This window comes from Streptomyces sp. T028, assembly GCF_048159505.1.
GTDB lineage: Bacteria > Actinomycetota > Actinomycetes > Streptomycetales > Streptomycetaceae > Streptomyces.
In genome coordinates, this window is the sequence record NZ_JBLRVZ010000010.1 from 25,561 (window position 1) to 41,970 (window position 16,410).

A 16,410-nucleotide genomic window follows, 5' to 3' on the forward strand; every position below is an offset into this window, starting at 1 on the left:
CGTCCATCCTGCACCCGGGCACTGACAATCGGTCTGACCTGCGGCTATGGGGCGGGGGCCGGGGTGTGGGCGGCCCAGGGCGGCCGGCCGTGGGCGGAGGCGAAGGGGTGGGGGGCGGAGAATGGGGGCATGGCACGTTCACGTGAGTCGGCTCGGCACTGGCAGTACGCGGAGTTGCCCGGCGTCGATCTGCTGCGAGCCGCGTACGTGCGGAAGACGTTCGTGCGGCACACCCATGAGCACTTCGTGATCGCTGCCGTGGCCGAGGGCGCCGAGGTCTTCCGGCATCAAGGGTCCGATGTGTACGTGGGCACCGGTGCGCTCGCGCTGGTCAATCCCGACACTCCGCACACCGGGCGGGCCGGGGTTCCGGAGGGATGGCGGTACGGCGCCGTCTACCCGCTGCCCGAACTGGTGGCGGAGATCGCGAGCGAGACGACGAGCCTGCGGGGCGTGCCTGGATTCGTGAGTCCCGTGCTCGAGGACGCCTATTCCGCCGGGCTGGTGCACCAGGTGCTCCGGGCCACCGACGAAGGCAACGCGCTCGCCGCCGACACGTTGCTGCGGGTTGCCGTGACGCGGTTGCTGCGGCTCAACGGCGGGCCTCTGCCGCAGCGGGAGGTGCGGACGGCCGGGGCGCGGATCGCCGCACGCGCGCGTGGGGTGCTGGAGGAACGGATGGCCGATCCGCCGACGCTGGAGCGGCTGGCGCGGGAGCTCGGGACCAGCCCCTTCGCGCTGTTGCGTGCCTTCCGGGACGCGTTCGGGATGCCGCCCCATGCCTGGCTCACCGATGCCCGGGTGCGGCGTGCCCGGCGGCTGCTGGACGGCGGGACGACGCCCGCCGAGGCGGCGCTGGCCGTGGGGTTCACCGATCAGCCGCATCTCAACCGCCATTTCGCCCGGATCGTGGGCGTGCCGCCGGGGGCGTACCAGCGGGAGCGCAAGAACGTACAAGACGCGCGGGGCCGGCTGCTCCTACCGTCCGACACATGGCAGAACAGACAGCGGTCTCAGACACGGACATACACGCCGACGGAGCCGGAAAACCGGACTCCGCCGTCGTCCGGGACGGACTGGGCGTCGGTGTCGCCGTAGGACTGTCCGGGTTCGCCTTCGGAGTGACCTCGGCGGGCAGCGGGCTCACCGTGTGGCAGACCTGTGCGCTGAGCCTCCTGGTGTTCACCGGTGCCTCCCAGTTCGCGCTCGTCGGGGCGCTGGCTGCGGGAGGCAATCCGCTCACAGCGGCCGCGGGCGCGTTCTTCCTGGGCGTACGCAACGCGTTCTACGGCCTGCGGCTGTCCCAGGTGCTCGCCCTCCCGCGCGCGGTGCGCCCGTTCGCCGCGCAGTGGGTGATCGACGAGACGTCCGCCGTCTCGCTGGCCCAGTCCGGGCGGCGCGCGGCGCGGATCGGCTTCGCCGTCACCGGGGTGAGCCTGTACGTGCTGTGGAATCTCACGACGCTGCTGGGCGCCCTGGGGGCCGAGGCGATCGGGGACACGGACGCGTGGGGGCTGGACGCGGCCGGGCCCGCCGTCTTCCTGGCGCTGCTCGCGCCCATGCTGCGGACCGGTACCGAGCGGGCCGTGGCCGGACTCGCCGTTCTGTTGGGGCTCGGACTGTTGCCCGTGGTGCCGGCCGGTGTGCCGGTGCTGGTGGCCGCGCTCGCAGCGCCCGGCGTGCTGTACGTCCAGGGGCGACGGCGTGACAAGGGGCGTGCGTGATGGGTGTCTGGGTCGCGATCATCGCCACCGCTGTGGGGTGCTACGCCGTCAAGCTCGCCGGGCTGCTCGTGCCCGCGGGGGTTCTGGAACGGCCTCTCGTGCGGAGGCTCGCCGCCCTGCTGCCGGTGGCCCTGCTGGCCGCTCTCACGGCCCAGCAGACCTTCGCCGACGGGCACGTGCTCGTTCTCGACGCACGGGCCGCGGGGCTTGCCGCGGCCGCCGTGGCGTTGGTGCTGCGGGCGCCCTTCCTGCTCGTCGTCGCGGCGGCCGTGGTGGTCACGGCGGGGGTGCGGGCCCTCGGAGGGTGACGGTGGGACCCCGCAGCCTGTCCGGCGGATCTTGCCGCAGACGTGGGGCCCAGGTGCTCAGCCGATCGACCGGCCGTGGGCCCGCAGGGTGCGCAGGGCCTCGATCGTGACCATGGGGCGCGCCTCCAGGGCCGGGGCGGGGGCCCAGTGGCGCCATCGGATCGGCCAGCCGCCGTCCTCCTGCTGCTCGCCCGCGAGGAAGTCCAGGGAGCGTGCCATCTCGTCGTCGGTGAACCACGCGCGCGCGAGGGAGCGCGGGGTACGCGCGAAGTCGTGCGGGAAGTGGTGCTCGCCGGGGGCGTAGCCGGGCGCGACGGGGTACGCGTCCAGGTGGTCCGGGTCCAGCACCGCGAGGCGCTGGGTACGCACCAGGCGGCCCAGACGGTCGGCGGCCGCCTCCGCGCGCGGGCGGTCTGCGGCGGAGTCGAGGAAGGCGACGGCGGCCTCGATCTCGTACGGGTGGGACCGCTCCATGGAGTCCACGGCCTGCCAGCAGAAGTCCGTGGCGCGGAACAGCCAGGCGTGCCAGACGTCGTTGCGGTGCAGCAGGCCCACCACCGGGCCGGTGGCCAGCAGCTCGCTGGGCGGGTTGTCCACGATCGGGACGAAGGGGGCGGTGGGGTAGCCGCGCTGGGCGGGGTCGATCGCGGGGAGGGCGCCGTCGGCGGTGGAGACCGCGGTGAGGTAGCGGCACAGCCGCTCGACGCGTTGTCCGCCGAGGCGCCCGATGGAGTCCAGGACGCGCAGCGCGTGCGCGGTGTGCAGCGGCTGGCTCACGGGGCCCCGCAGGTCGGGTTCCAGCGCATGGCCGTACCCGCCGTCCTCGTTGCGGTAGGCGTCGAGCGCCGCCTCGACGGGATCGGCGCCGCCGTGCAGGAAGTCGTACGCGAAGAGGCGCTGCTCCAGCACGCGCGCGGTGAGCCAGACGAAGTGCTCGGCGCGGAAGAGCGGGGAGCGCGCCGAGGGCGTCGGGGGGAGTGGGGATGCTCCGGTTTCGGCCATGGTCAGACCGTAGGGCGGAAAGCGGTCTCGGCAGGCGGTCCCGGCGGGGGCCACCCCCGGGGGCGGGATACTGGAGGCATGCGGTTGACGGTCTTCTGGCAGCGGATGGACGAGCACTTCGGTACGGGGTACGCCGAGACGTTCGCGCGCGATCACGTGATGACGGAACTCGGCGGGCGCACCGTGCACGAGGCGCTGGCGGACGGCTGGGCGGCCAAGGACGTGTGGCGCGTGGTCTGCGCGGTGATGAACGTTCCGCAGGAACTGCGCTGATCCACAGGGAAGATCACGCGGGGGTCCCGGAATGTCGGTGGCGTAGGCGAGACTTGTGCCGTGGCATCCACTGACGAGACCGGGCAGGCCGCCCGGCACGCATCCCCGTCCGGCACGACGCCGCCGAACCGGCCCCCGGCCGACGGCGCCGTGGCCGCGGGCGAGCGCATGCCGCGCTGGCTCCCGCGCGCGATGGTCCTCGCGCTCGCGCTCGTCGGTGTGTTCCAGTTGGGCACCTGGGCCTTCCACCAGATCATCGGCCTGCTGCTCAACCTGCTCATCGCGTTCTTCCTGGCCCTCGCGGTGGAGCCCGCGGTCAGCCGGATGGCAGCCCGCGGGATACGCAGGGGTTTCGCCACCTTCCTGGTCTTCTTCGGTCTGCTGATCATGGCCGCCGGTTTCTTCACGCTGCTCGGCTCGATGCTCGCGGGGCAGATCATCAAGATGATCGAGGGCTTCCCGGAGTACCTCGACTCCGTGATCAACTGGGTCAACACCACGTTCCACACCGATCTTCGACGCGTGGACATCCAGGAGGGCCTCCTCCACTCGGACTGGCTGAGGAAGTACGCCCAGAACAGCGCGGCCGGCGTCCTGGACGTCTCCACCCAGGTCCTGGGCGGCCTCTTCCGGCTGCTGACGATCGCCCTGTTCTCGTTCTACTTCGCCGCCGACGGACCGCGTCTGCGTCGCGCACTGTGCTCCGTCCTGCCGCCCGCCAAGCAGGCCGAGGTGCTGCGCGCGTGGGAGATCGCCGTGGCCAAGACCGGCGGGTATCTGTACTCCCGCGGGCTGATGGCACTGATCTCGGGGCTCGCGCACTATGTACTGCTGGAGGCACTCGGCATCCCGTACGCGCCCGTGCTCGCCGTGTGGGTGGGCGTGGTCTCGCAGTTCATCCCCACCATCGGCACCTATCTCGCGGGCGCCCTGCCCATGCTGATCGCCTTCACGGTCTCGCCGCTGTACGCGCTGTGGGTGCTGATCTTCGTCGTGGTCTACCAGCAGTTCGAGAACTACATGCTCCAGCCGAAGCTGACCTCGAAGACCGTCGACATCCATCCCGCGGTCGCCTTCGGCTCGGTCATCGCCGGCACCGCCCTCCTCGGCGCGATAGGCGCCCTGATAGCCATCCCGGCCGTCGCCACCCTCCAGGCGTTCCTGGGCGCGTACGTGAAGCGCTACGACGTCACCGACGACCCCCGTGTCCACGGTCACCGAGATCGTGGCGAGGGTCCGCGGCTGCTCAGCCGCGGACGGAGCCTGTGGGCGAGGGCGCAGCAGCAGCGGGGGAGCCGATCGGCCGGACAGTAAGAGCGGCCCCGACCTGCATTGATCGCACCGGAAGACCAGCTCTTCGTCCACCGGATCCGGGAACTCCACCCACGCGCGCGAAATCGAGGCCCGCGCGGTGCCGTCCGGGGCGCCACCCGGCAGGGCGCCCGCAAGAAGTGGCCCGATGCCGTCAGCCGCCCGGCAGCGGTCACGTCAGCGGTACGTGAGGACCGCCCACGTGCCGGCCCCGGCGACCGCCACCGTGTAACAGGCGGCCGCCGTGGCGACGATCCGCCGACGTACCGTCGCGCTCCAGGGTGTGCGGGACAGCAGCCAGGCCGGCACGGGCAGCACCAGGACGGCGTGCAGGCTCACCCCGTGCAGGGGCTTGAGGGAGGCGGTCGAGCGGTACGCCGCCTCCTGGTGGCCGGTGCGGATGAGGACGACACCGCGCGCGATCATCGCCACCCCCGAGGGAGCGCGACGAGGAGGACGGCGAAGCCGGAGCGGACGGCGAGTGCCATCCCGGCCGGGCCGGTCGGCCGGTGCCTGAAGGACAGTACGGCGAACACCGAGAGCAGCACCACCAGTACGCCGCCGCCGACCGCGAGCGTCATGGACACAGCCGTGTCGAAGGGCGTCTCCATGTCCAGGTGGGAGGGCTTTGTCCAGGTGGGAGGGCACTCGCCGCCACGCCTGGAGCGTGATGCCGCCGACCTCCACGACGCGGTCCCCCGGCCGTACTCCAGGTGTCTCCGACCGGACGATGGCGGCGCCCGGCACGGCCGGGAAGCTCGGCGCATGGCCCATGAGAACCCGCCCCTCCCGTACCGCCTCCACGAGGTGACCGCCCTCCTGCTGGTCCTCTCCGGCCTGGCCCACCTCGGAGTGTTCGCCGTCGACGGCGGCCCGTGGACCGGCCCCGTCTCCTGGCGCAAGCCGGTGACCTTCGGGCTCTCCTACCGGGTGACGCTCCTCGCGATCGTCAGGGTCTCGGCGTATCTCCGCATCGCAGGTTGTGTGCCGCGTGGTGCGCTTGACACGAAAATCGAACATCTATTCTTATGGAGGCTCCGGCGAGACCTGCGACGGTGGTTACGTCCTGGTTTGGGCGAGGAAGTCCCTGAGTTATCCACAGGCCGGACCGGCGTCGGGGCGCATTGTCAGTGGCAGGCGTTAGCGTCTTTGACGTGAAGCGATCGACTCAAGCAAACCGGGTGGAACCCATGGCAGGAACCGACCGCGAGAAGGCCCTGGATGCCGCACTCGCACAGATTGAACGGCAATTCGGCAAGGGCGCGGTCATGCGCATGGGCGAGCGGTCGAGGGAGCCCATCGAGGTCATCCCGACCGGGTCGACCGCGCTCGACGTGGCCCTTGGCGTCGGCGGTCTGCCGCGCGGCCGTGTCGTCGAGATCTACGGACCGGAGTCCTCCGGCAAGACCACGCTGACCCTGCACGCCGTGGCCAACGCCCAGAAGGCCGGCGGCCAGGTCGCCTTCGTGGACGCGGAGCACGCCCTCGACCCCGAGTACGCGCGCAAGCTCGGCGTCGACATCGACAACCTGATCCTCTCCCAGCCCGACAACGGCGAGCAGGCCCTGGAGATCGTGGACATGCTGGTCCGCTCCGGCGCCCTCGACCTCATCGTCATCGACTCCGTCGCCGCGCTCGTCCCGCGCGCGGAGATCGAGGGCGAGATGGGCGACAGCCACGTCGGTCTGCAGGCCCGTCTGATGAGCCAGGCGCTGCGAAAGATCACCAGCGCGCTCAACCAGTCCAAGACCACCGCGATCTTCATCAACCAGCTCCGCGAGAAGATCGGCGTGATGTTCGGCTCCCCGGAGACCACGACCGGTGGCCGCGCGCTGAAGTTCTACGCCTCGGTGCGTATCGACATCCGCCGCATCGAGACCCTGAAGGACGGCACGGAGGCGGTCGGCAACCGCACCCGCTGCAAGGTCGTCAAGAACAAGGTCGCGCCGCCCTTCAAGCAGGCCGAGTTCGACATCCTCTACGGCCAGGGCATCAGCCGCGAGGGCGGCCTGATCGACATGGGCGTGGAACACGGCTTCGTCCGCAAGGCCGGCGCCTGGTACACGTACGAGGGCGACCAGCTCGGCCAGGGCAAGGAGAACGCCCGCAACTTCCTGAAGGACAACCCCGATCTCGCCAACGAGATCGAGAAGAAGATCAAGGAGAAGCTGGGCGTCGGCGTGCGCCCGAAGGAGCCCGCGGCGGAGCCGGGCGCGGACGCCGCAGCCACCCCGGGCACACCCGCTGACGACGCCAAGACGGTGCCGGCCCCCGCCGCCAAGGCCACCAAGACCAAGGCCGCGACCGCCAAGAGCTGATCCGTGACACGACGAACGGACTGGGCCGAGTACGACGCCCACCCCGGCACCCCCTGGGAGCCGGGGAGCGGGGACCACGGCGGTCCCGCCCAAGGTAGCGACGACCGGCCGGGTGACCTGCCGTACGGCGACGACGGCGCGCAGGGTGACGGCCCGCGCCGTGGCGGCCGCGCGGCCGGACGCGGTGGCGAGGGCGGCCCGCGTGGCGGGCGCGGTCGTCGTCGCCGCGGTTTCGGGGAACCGTCCGCCGAGGACGGAGGCGCTTTCACCTCGTCGAGGGCCGAGGGGGGAGAGTCTTCGGGGGACCCGGCCGAGCGGGCGCGGGCGATCTGCCTGCGCCTGCTCACCGGGACCCCGCGCACGCGGAAACAGCTCGCCGACGCCCTGCGCAAGCGGGAGATCCCGGACGACGTGGCCGAGGAGGTGCTCTCGCGGTTCGAGGAGGTCGGGCTGATCAACGACAGTGCCTTCGCGGACGCCTGGGTGGAGTCCCGGCACCACGGCCGCGGACTGGCCCGGCGCGCGCTCGCGCAGGAGCTGCGGACCAAGGGGGTCGACGCCGCGCTGATCGACGAAGCCGTCGCCCAGCTCGACTCCGAGCGGGAGGAGGAGACCGCGCGCGACCTCGTCGCCCGCAAGCTCCGCTCGACCCGCGGACTCGACCGCGACCGACGGACCCGCCGTCTCGCGGGCATGCTCGCGCGCAAGGGCTACTCCGAGGGCATGGCCCTGCGGGTGGTCCGGCAGGCACTGGAGGAGGAGGGGGAGGACACGGAGTTCCTCGTGGAGGACGGGGGCTGAGCCCGTGAAAACGCTCGGCTCGGTGGGAAGCGGTCGTGGTACGTTCTGCGTCGCCATGTGCCGCCGCGGACCGAGGAGGTGAGACCGATCAACGCTGTGACAGGTCGGGGCTCCCTCTTTTGCACGGGCTGGGAGTGCCCGCACAAGGCACCCTGAAAGGCTTGAAACGCAGATGCGCTTCACCTCCCGGACGTCGTCCGACGGCGTCACCGGACAGCTCTTCACCCTCCCCTTCACCTTCGGTGAGATCCCCGGCGTGCTGTGGACGCCGGACGGCACCGCCGATACCCGCCCGTTGATCCTGATGGGACATGGCGGCGGTCAGCACAAGCAGGCCCCCGGCATCGTGGCGCGTGCCCGTCGCTTCGCGGCCGAGGGCGGCTTCGCGGTGGCGGCCGTCGACGCGCCCGCCCACGGCGGCCGGCCCCGAACCGAGGAACACGACCGGCTCATCGGCGAGCTGCGCCACCGTGTGCAGACCGGTGGGGACGCGGCTCCGGTGCTCGCCGAAGTCCACGCCCTCATCGCCGGCCAGAGCGTCCCGGAATGGCGGGCGGTCGTGGACGCGGTCCAGGAACTCGACCAGGTCGGCGTCGGCGCGGTGGGCTACTGGGGACTGTCGCTGGGCTGCGGGCTCGGCGTTCCGTTCGTCGCCGCCGAGCCCCGGGTCCGCGCGGCGGTGCTGGGACTGAACGGGGCGGAGACCTCCGCCGAGGCTGCCGCGCGCATCACCGTCCCGGTGGAGTTCCTGGTGCAGTGGGACGACGAGCGGGTTCCCCGGGCGGACGCCCTGGCGCTGTTCGACGCCTTCGCCTCGGCGGAGAAGTCCCTGCACGCCAACCCCGGCAACCACGGAGACGTCCCGGGGTTTGAACTGGACAGCTCGCTGCGGTTCTTCACCCGGCATCTGAGCTGATACCCAGGGCCCGCATCCTCGGTGGGGGGGTGGGGACAGCCCCCCACCGAGGACACCGGGCCACCGCAGTGCACACATGTGTGTGCACGGACGACGGTGTACGCATGCTCCCAACGCCTCCCTTCGCCGGTCGAGATCGGCTACCAGCGCGGCACGATCCGGCTCACGAAAGAGAGACCGGTCCGTCATGATGCTGCGCTACGCCCTGAAGACCGTCCGCGCCCGCAAGGCAGGCTTCCTCGGCGCCTTCCTCGCCCTGATGTGCGCGGCCGCCCTGATCACCGCGTGCGGAACCCTGTTGGAGACGGGACTGCGCGGCAGCATCCGCACCGAGCGGTACGCGTCCGCCCCGGTCGTGGTCTCCGCCGATCAGAACGTCCACCGGACCACCGTCAAACACAAGAAGGGCAAGACCAAGGTCAAGCACAAGGCCAAACCCATCGCCGAGCGCGCCTGGCTCCCCGCCGGCCTCGGGAACACGCTCGCCCGCCTGCCCGGCACCGCCCGCGTCATCCCCGAACTCACCTTCCTCGCCCAGCCCTTGACCCCCGCGGGGACCGCAGAGACCGCAGACGACGGCAGACCCGCCTACGGGCACGCCTGGGACTCCGCCGCGCTCACGCCGTACCGGCTCACGGCGGGCACCGCCCCCGAGAAGGCGACCGAAGTCGTCGTCGACCGCGACCTCGCCGAGCGCGCCCACCTCGCACCCGGCGACCGCCTCACCGTCCAGTCGACCCAGGCCCCGCGCACCTACCGCGTCTCCGGAACCGCTGCTCCCGCCACGGCCGTACGCCACCAGACCTCCCTCTTCTTCTCCGCCGACGAGGCCCGGCGCCTCGCCGCGCACCCCGGCAAGGTCACCGCGTTCGGGGTGCTGCCGAAGGCGGGCACCGACCCGGAAAGGCTGCGGCAGGCCGTGGCCGCGGCGCTGCACGGGACCGGAGCCCAGGTGAGCACCGGTGAGGCCCGCGGCCCGGTGGAGTTCCTGGACGCCGCAGCGGCCCGCACCAGGCTCGTCAGCATGGGCGGAGCGATGGGCGGCACCTCGCTGCTGGTGGCCGTCCTCGTGGTCGTCGGGACCTTCGCGCTCTCCGTCCAGCAGCGCCACCGCGAACTCGCCCTGCTACGGACCGTCGCCGCCACTTCCGGACAGATCCGCAGGCTTCTCGGCCGCGAGGCGCTGATCGTCGGAGCGGCCGCCGGCACGGCCGGGGCAGGCCTTGGCCTTGTGCTCGGCGGCCGGCTCCACGACAGGTTCGTCGCCCTGGGCGCCGTGCCCGCCACGCTCCAGCACACCGTCAGCGTCTTCCCGCCGTTCGCCGCCGTCGCCGCGACCCTGTTCGGGGCCTGGGCCGCCGCGCGGATCGCCTCCCGCCGGGTCGCCCGGATCCGTCCGGCCGAGGCGCTCGCCGAGGCCCGGACCGAACGCGCCCAACCTGCCTGGGGCCGTCTCCTCGCCGGACTGCTCCTGCTCGTCGGCGGCGTCGTCCTCGTCGCCGTGCTCAGCGCCCTGCGGACCGAACCCTCCTCGACGCCCGTCACCTTCCTCGCCGTCGTCGTCCTGTCCACCTCCGTCGCCCTGCTCGGGCCGCTCCTGGTCAAGGCGGCCGCGCTGTTCCTCTCCGGCCCGCTGCGGCTGACCGGCCACGGCGGCCGGCTCGCCACCGCCAACCTCCGCGGCAACGCCGCCCGGATGGCCTCCGTCGTCACCCCGCTCACCCTGCTCATCGGTATGACCTGCACCGTGCTGTTCGTGCAGCCCACCCTCGGCGACGCAGCCCGTGCCCAGGTCCGCGAGGGCGTCCGCGCCGACTGGGTCGTCGCCTCCCGGGGACCCGGCGTCCCGGCGGAGGCGGCACGACAGCTCCGTACGGGACACGACGTCGTCACCGAAGTCGTCCGGACCACCGTCCGGGTCGGCCTCGACAAGTACGCGGCACAGGGCGTCACCCCGGCCGGGCTCACCCGCACCTGGGACCCCGACGTCACCGCCGGCTCCCTCGGCCGGCTCACCGAGGACACCGTCGCCGTCAGCGAACTGGCCGCGGACCAGCTGCACTTGACGCCCGGCAGCACCCTGAGGCTCACACTCGGCGACGGCACGCCCGCCACACTCACCGTCGCCGCCGTCTACGCCAGGGGGCTCGGCTTCGGAGACCTCACCTTCGCGCACGACCTCCTTGCCCGCCACGTCGACAACCCGCTCTCCTCCTCCCTCCTCGTCAGCACGGGCCGCACACAGACACAACTCGCGACTACGCTGCGTAAGTTCCCGGGACTCACGGTGATTTCTCCGGCCGCCGCCGACTCGCTCCAGGCCGAGCGGCAGCAGGCGAACGCGGAGGTCAACCTGCTCGCGATGGGGCTCGTCCTCGCCTTCACGGCGATCGCCGTGGTGAACACGCTGGCGATGTCGGTCTCCGAACGCGTCCGGGAGTTCGCGCTGCTGCGCCTCGCCGGGGCGACCCGCCGTCAGGTGCTGCGCATGCTGCGCACCGAGGCCCTGTCGGTCCTTCTGCTGGCCACGATCCTCGGCAGCACCATCGCCCTGTCGGTCCTCACCGCGTTCAGCCTCGGCATGACCAGTCGCGTGGCACCGGCGGTCGCACCTCTCGTGTACGCGGTCGTGGTCGCCGTGGCCGGCCTGCTCGCCCTCGTCGCCACCTCCCTGCCCGGCCGGGTGGCCCTGCGGGTCCCCGCGGTGACGGTGGCCACGGCCAAGGAGTGACAACGGCCAAGGAGTGGCAGAGGCCAAGGAGTGACAGGGGTGACCGAGGCAGGCCCGACCGACGCGCCGGACCTACGGCGTCACCGGCAGCCCCGCCGTCTTCCATGCCTGGAAGCCGCCGATCAGATCGGTCGCCCGGTGCAGCCCCAGCTGGTGCAGGGAAGCGACCGCCAGGCTCGACGCGTACCCCTCGTTGCAGATCACGACGACCTGGAGATCGTGACCCGTGGCCTCGGGGAGGCGGTGGCTGCCCTGGGGGTCGAGGCGCCACTCCAGTTCGTTGCGCTCGACGACCAGAGCGCCGGGGATCAGACCGTCCCGCTCGCGCAGGGCCGCGTACCGGATGTCGACGAGCAGCGCCTCACCCGCGCGGGCGGCCTCGTACGCCTCGTGTGCCTCCACGCGCACGTACCCCGCACGCACCCGGTCGAGCAACTCGTCTATGCCGAGGGGCCCGTCGTCGCTCACTGCCAGTCCTCGGGGCGCTCGACCTGCTCCAGGCGCAGGATCTGTCCCGTGCGGCTGAAGCGGCGGATGCGCGGCAGCGGCGGGTAGTAGGCGTGGACGGAGACGGCGTGCTCCTCGCCCGACTCGTTGAGGACCTCGTGGACGTGGTGGCGTCCGAAGGAGCGGCCCCGGCCGGCCGGCAGGGTGCGCTCCCGGTCCACGCCGTCGGTCAGTTCCAGGGTCTTCCAGCCGTCGGTGGGCAGCCGTGCGGCGAGCGAGTACTCCTTGAGCTCGCCCCGCGCGGTGACGAAGGCGCCCACCGAGTCGGCGTGGTCGTGCCAGCCGGTTCCCGTGCGGGGCGGCCAGCCGATCAGCCAGGCCTCGCTGCCGCCGGGCCCCTCCAGCCGCACCCAGGTGCGGCCCTCGGGGTCGAGGGGGAGGGAGGCGATCAGCGCGGTGTCGGCGGCCGTACGCCGGACGAAGTCGAGGAGATCGGACTGGGAGGGCGCGGTCGGCGCGGGGGCCGGGCCGGGGGACACGGCGGGAGAGACAGACACGGGTACCGTCCTGAGAACGTTCGCTGGAGCGTGCGGCGGCGCGCGAGCGCACAGGCGCCTCGGCGGCGCACGCCGGCGGGAATGAGGGGGAGGCGAGTTCAGCAGGAGAGGCGACACACGCAGCCCGCATAGCGGACGAGGTCCATATGGACCCTCCGCCACAGGCGCACATCGGTGTCGGTCACGATTCGGAGTACACCACGCCGGTGGTGGGTGGTCAACTCACCGTCACCATGCGGACAGCACAGCGACAGTGAGTGTGGTCGTCCGATGATCGGACCGGGAAAAACGTCGTGCGTCGGCCCGGGAAAGCGTCCTGCACCAGCCCGGAGGAACCGCCCTGCCGCTCACTGCGCCGCCGACCCGGCCGTGGCCTCCTCCGTCGCCTTCCCGCCCACCGCTGCTTCCGCCGCGGCGTACAGATCGGCCGGGCGCACCCCGTTCAACGCGGTGACCAGGTGACCGTCGGGCCGGACCAGCAGCACGGTGTGGGCGGCGGCGCCCGGGTAGCTCTCGGCGACCAGCAGCTCGGCCGGGGACGGCAGTGCCGTCACGGCGGCCGCCAGCCGGGGCATGAGCCCGGCGCCCACCCAGTGCCGACGCTCCCACACCCCCGTACCCGGCGCGATCAGCACGACGAGCAGCCTGCCCCGGCCGAGCCGGTCCCGCAGCTGTACGAAGGAGCCGTCCTCGGCGGTCACCCGCACGTCCTCGACCGCCGAGCCGAGGGGCGTGTCCACCGGCACCTCGGCCTCCAGCTGCTGGGGCGCGAGCGGCGACACGGCGTACGTGCCCGGCGCGCCGAGCTGGCCGCGCCCCAGATGGCCGTCGGAGAGCAGCGCGTCGTTGCCACGGGCTGCGCCGGGGACGTACGACCTTATGCCGCCGCTTCCACGCAGCAGGGGCAGCACCTGGTCGGCCGCGCGCAGCCGGGCGGCGACCACCGCGCGGCGTTCGGTCTGGTAGCTGTCGAGCAGCGCCTCGTGCGGGCCGTGGTGCCAGGTGAGGGCCAGTTTCCAGGCGAGGTTGTCGGCGTCCCGCAGCCCCTCGTCCACCCCCTGGGTGCCGAGCGTGCCGAGCAGATGCGCGGCGTCCCCGGCGAGCAGGACCCGGCCCACGCGCCAGCGGCGGGCCAGCCGGTGGTGCACGGTGTGCACGCCGGTGTCGAGCAGCTCGTACTCCGGCGTCGGGCCCTCGCTCCAGCCCGCGAGGGTCTCGCGGACGCGGCCCACCAGCAGCTCGGGGGTGACCAGGTCCTTGCCGGGCGGGAGCAGCCAGTCCAGGCGCCAGACCCCGTCCGGCAGCGGGCGGGCGGTGATCTCCCCGGCGGAGGGACCCGACGACCGCCACGGCGGTGTCCGATGGAGCAACGCCTCGCCGTCCCACGGAAGTTCCACGCGCAGCGCGGCCACGGCGTGTCGCTCCACCGCCGTACGGCCGGGGAAGCGGATGTCGAGGAGTTTGCGGACCGTGGAGCGGGGGCCGTCGCAGCCGACCAGATGGCTGCCGCGCCACCAGGTGCCCCGGGGACCGCGGGTGTGGGCGGTGACACCGGAAGGCTCCTGCTCGACCGAGTCCAGGCGGCTGTCCACGGCGATCCTCACCAGCCGCTCGCGCGCGAGGGCCGTACGCAGGGCGCCGGTCAGCACATGCTGGGCGATGTGGAGCGGGGCGGGTTCGCCGTCGCCGAAAACGACCTCGTTCGTCACCTGCCGGCGGCGCATCGACCGCCATCCCGACCAGCGCACGCCCGCCTCGCCCAGGGGCACTTGGGTGAGCCGCTCCATGAGGGCGGCGGTGTCCTCGCGCAGCACGACGGTGCGCGCGAGCCGCGGTTCGTCCTTGCCCGGGCCCTCGTCGAGCACGACCGACGGCACCTCCTGGCGTGCCAGGGCCAGGGCGAGCGTGAGGCCGACCGGCCCCGCTCCGACGATGATCACCGGGTCCACGGCGTGGCGCTCCCTGCCTTCGACGGTGTCCTCGGGGACGTGAGTGAACAACAGGTTGGAGCAGGGTGCACGATCACAGAACGTATGCAACCCATTGTCGTTGTTTGCGTCAAGCGACGAAAGGCAGTGGCGCCGGGACCCGGCCACCCAAACCGTGTCACGCCTGGGTGAGCGTTGGTTCCTCAGGTTGAACTCGTGGAGTCTGGCTGAGTGATGACCAAGGTTCGATGATCAACCCCGTGCCGGTGAGGCAGTCGATGGTTACTGACCTTCAAAGCGTGGTGTCGGCGGGGAAGACGATTCATGATCCCTGGGGTATGCCCATGGCATGAGGTATGCAAGGGGGCCGACTGACCGACGAACGGCGCGCCTTCCGCGAGAAGTTGAGGAGGAGGCGGCCGAGCGGTTCGCCCAGGGCGGCGAGAACCCGGTCATCGTTCACGACCTGCGGGTTACTGAGGTTGAACTCGGGTTGTCGTCGGTGTGAGTGATGGTCCGGTTCCGGCGAGGCATCCGTCGATCAGGTCGGGGCGATACTGGATGGATCTCAGGCCGCGGCGGATGGTCTGGATCAGGTGCTCGGGTGCGGTGAAGGCGTAGCAATACTTGCTATTCTTAATTGGATAAACTTGGTTTGAAAAACCGCAGAAAAGGCGTGAAACCCTGGCGGTTGATGGGCCGCCAGGGCTTTTCAAGTCGCTCGTGTATCCCAAGTATTGGGGGCCGGTCACGATGTGTGAGTCGATCAGATGGGTATGCCGCTACCCCGTCACACCGTACCGAGTAACAACACCCGGTTTGTCAGGTGTTGAGACACGGAGTCTTGATGTTTTGAGTAATGCTTCCCAGTGGGTAAATGATGAGTAGAGTGGCCTGGTAGCACTGAGTGCCGGACGCGTCCGTAATGGTAGTCTCGAAGCTGTAGCCCTTATCCTTGTTGATTGTGCGCGGGCCAGCGCTCTTCCCCTGAACATGGGTCCCGTTGCGGAAGAAATCGATGGTCGGAGTGAAGATGTTGTCACCCTTGGAACAGGTGAAGTGGGCCTGACCACGTATTTTCCCGGGGTATTGGTGGTCATCCACGTACAACGTGACGCGGCAGTTCGGGTTCATCTTCATCTTGACAGGGCCCTGCGACTTAGAAGTTGCTGAGGCGTTCGGCGCGCTGAGCGCGAGAACCCCGAGGGCGGCAATACCCGCGAAGGTAAGCCTCTTCATTTTGGCGCGCAAAACTAATCACCTATCCCCGTAGGTAAGGCTCGATTGAGGCCTTGTGGTCGCTCACGATCCTGACAGCCCGGCATGCTCACTACAAGTGAGCGGGGCTTAATTTGAGCTAGATCTGAGCCCGGGGAAAACAGTTTTACTTTTTGCCCATATTCTCCCCGTCGGGTCGCACCAAAGTTGAACCTGTAATTCCGGAACTCGCCGGGCGGGCACAGCAACTCAGGCTGGAACAACTTCGGTATGAGTGACCATGAGTCGGTAGGATTCCGGCATGTCTGGCAGTCTGTGGAACTGCTCGGCGACTGACCTTGAATGCGTGATGTCGTCATGCCGGTTGGCGCCGGAGGCCGGTGGCGGTGAGGCAGCCGTCGAGGACGTCGGGGCGGTACCGGAGCTGGCGTAGTCCGCGCCGGACGGCGGTGATCAGCTCGTCGGCGGCGGCGAAGGCACGGTTGGCTGTGGTGGTGCGTCCAGGGACGGACCAGATACCTTCGACCGGTTGAGGTCGGCTGCGTAGGACGGCAGTTGGAAGACGGTGAGCCAGTCGCGGTCGGCGATGTAGGGCGAATGCCGGCCGTCAGGCGGGTGTTGAGATTTGTCCCAGACCAGTACGATCGGGCCGCCGAGCTGCTGGTGGGCGGTCTGGATGAGGTCGCGGTAGTCCTTCCAGGAGAAGCTCATGCGTCCGTAGGACCGGGCATCGGGAGAGGGCCGGTAGATCAGCCGGGAGGGTTCGCCGGCCTTGTAGCAGGCCAGGGCGGCGACCGATAAGCGGCGGCGAGAGCGTCCGGCACGCGGATCACCGGGGTGTGGTCGCAGCGGGACTAGGTGCGGGTGCCCGGTGGC

Annotated in this window: 15 protein-coding genes and 4 pseudogenes; 10 read left to right on the forward strand and 9 right to left on the reverse strand. The window is 71.0% G+C overall.

Annotated features, from left to right (window positions below; translation table 11 throughout):
* The first annotated feature begins 129 nt into the window (after positions 1-129).
* Genes ACLZN2_RS10525 through ACLZN2_RS10535 form a run of 3 tightly spaced genes read left to right on the forward strand, consistent with a single transcriptional unit; the run spans position 130 to position 2,032 of the window.
* Entirely contained in the window at positions 130-1,098 is a 969-nt protein-coding gene (locus ACLZN2_RS10525; protein WP_416978108.1) for an AraC family transcriptional regulator, read from the forward strand.
* Positions 993-1,724 carry an AzlC family ABC transporter permease gene (locus ACLZN2_RS10530; protein ID WP_416978109.1) on the forward strand — a complete coding sequence of 244 codons (732 nt, stop codon included), beginning with the start codon at positions 993-995 and terminating at the stop codon, positions 1,722-1,724. The genes ACLZN2_RS10525 and ACLZN2_RS10530 overlap by 106 nt, the downstream gene beginning before the upstream one ends.
* On the forward strand, positions 1,724-2,032 hold the full coding sequence (locus ACLZN2_RS10535; protein ID WP_416978110.1) for an AzlD domain-containing protein: 309 nt from the start codon (positions 1,724-1,726) through the stop codon (positions 2,030-2,032). The genes ACLZN2_RS10530 and ACLZN2_RS10535 overlap by 1 nt, the downstream gene beginning before the upstream one ends.
* Before the next feature lie 57 nt (positions 2,033-2,089).
* Here ACLZN2_RS10535 and ACLZN2_RS10540 read toward each other — a convergent pair whose 3' ends face one another.
* Positions 2,090-3,034: a hypothetical protein gene (locus ACLZN2_RS10540; RefSeq protein ID WP_416978111.1), complete on the reverse strand. Its 945-nt coding sequence runs from the start codon at positions 3,032-3,034 to the stop codon at positions 2,090-2,092.
* 78 nt (positions 3,035-3,112) lie between these two features.
* Here ACLZN2_RS10540 and ACLZN2_RS10545 point away from each other — a divergent pair, with 78 nt between their 5' ends.
* Both ACLZN2_RS10545 and ACLZN2_RS10550 read left to right on the forward strand, forming a co-directional pair.
* Positions 3,113-3,307, forward strand: coding sequence for a DUF3046 domain-containing protein (locus ACLZN2_RS10545; protein ID WP_416978112.1), 195 nt, complete (start codon positions 3,113-3,115; stop codon positions 3,305-3,307).
* 60 nt (positions 3,308-3,367) lie between these two features.
* Positions 3,368-4,621 (forward strand): AI-2E family transporter, encoded by a 1,254-nt coding sequence (locus tag ACLZN2_RS10550; protein WP_416978113.1) that lies wholly within the window; start codon positions 3,368-3,370, stop codon positions 4,619-4,621.
* Positions 4,622-4,795: 174 nt separating this feature from the next.
* On the opposite strand, the pseudogene ACLZN2_RS10555 reads toward ACLZN2_RS10550, so the two are convergent.
* Positions 4,796-5,314 (reverse strand): annotated as a pseudogene (locus tag ACLZN2_RS10555) (hypothetical protein); the annotation flags it as partial.
* 69 nt (positions 5,315-5,383) lie between these two features.
* Here ACLZN2_RS10555 and ACLZN2_RS10560 point away from each other — a divergent pair.
* The 5 genes and pseudogenes from ACLZN2_RS10560 to ACLZN2_RS10580 form a co-directional block, all read left to right on the forward strand.
* Positions 5,384-5,593, forward strand: a pseudogene (locus ACLZN2_RS10560) (hypothetical protein); the annotation flags it as partial.
* Positions 5,594-5,808: 215 nt separating this feature from the next.
* Positions 5,809-6,936, forward strand: a complete 1,128-nt coding sequence (gene recA / locus ACLZN2_RS10565) for a recombinase RecA (protein WP_416978114.1) — start codon at positions 5,809-5,811, stop codon at positions 6,934-6,936.
* A 3-nt stretch (positions 6,937-6,939) separates the two neighbouring features.
* Positions 6,940-7,737, forward strand: coding sequence for a recombination regulator RecX (gene recX, locus ACLZN2_RS10570; protein ID WP_416978115.1), 798 nt, complete (start codon positions 6,940-6,942; stop codon positions 7,735-7,737).
* A gap of 172 nt (positions 7,738-7,909) precedes the next feature.
* A complete protein-coding gene (locus ACLZN2_RS10575) occupies positions 7,910-8,653 on the forward strand; it encodes a dienelactone hydrolase family protein (RefSeq protein ID WP_416978116.1) in 744 nt (247 codons plus the stop codon).
* Between the two features lie 187 nt (positions 8,654-8,840).
* Entirely contained in the window at positions 8,841-11,384 is a 2,544-nt protein-coding gene (locus ACLZN2_RS10580) for an FtsX-like permease family protein (RefSeq protein WP_416978117.1), read from the forward strand.
* A gap of 72 nt (positions 11,385-11,456) precedes the next feature.
* On the opposite strand, the gene ACLZN2_RS10585 is transcribed toward ACLZN2_RS10580, so the two are convergent.
* The 7 genes and pseudogenes from ACLZN2_RS10585 to ACLZN2_RS10615 form a co-directional block, all read right to left on the reverse strand.
* Positions 11,457-11,858 carry a rhodanese-like domain-containing protein gene (locus ACLZN2_RS10585; protein ID WP_416978253.1) on the reverse strand — a complete coding sequence of 134 codons (402 nt, stop codon included), beginning with the start codon at positions 11,856-11,858 and terminating at the stop codon, positions 11,457-11,459.
* Entirely contained in the window at positions 11,849-12,388 is a 540-nt protein-coding gene (locus tag ACLZN2_RS10590) for a cysteine dioxygenase (protein WP_416978118.1), read from the reverse strand. The genes ACLZN2_RS10585 and ACLZN2_RS10590 overlap by 10 nt, the downstream gene beginning before the upstream one ends.
* Before the next feature lie 98 nt (positions 12,389-12,486).
* Positions 12,487-12,534, reverse strand: a complete 48-nt coding sequence (locus ACLZN2_RS10595; protein WP_416978254.1) for a hypothetical protein — start codon at positions 12,532-12,534, stop codon at positions 12,487-12,489.
* Between the two features lie 201 nt (positions 12,535-12,735).
* On the reverse strand, positions 12,736-14,337 hold the full coding sequence (locus ACLZN2_RS10600; protein ID WP_416978255.1) for an FAD-dependent monooxygenase: 1,602 nt from the start codon (positions 14,335-14,337) through the stop codon (positions 12,736-12,738).
* Between the two features lie 452 nt (positions 14,338-14,789).
* A pseudogene (locus ACLZN2_RS10605) lies at positions 14,790-14,933 on the reverse strand (IS630 family transposase); the annotation flags it as partial.
* 205 nt (positions 14,934-15,138) lie between these two features.
* The gene (locus ACLZN2_RS10610) at positions 15,139-15,567 is read right to left on the reverse strand and encodes a hypothetical protein (protein WP_416978119.1); all 429 of its coding nucleotides are present in this window, start codon (positions 15,565-15,567) and stop codon (positions 15,139-15,141) included.
* 322 nt (positions 15,568-15,889) lie between these two features.
* Positions 15,890-16,367: pseudogene (locus ACLZN2_RS10615) on the reverse strand (transposase).
* Positions 16,368-16,410 lie beyond the last annotated feature (43 nt).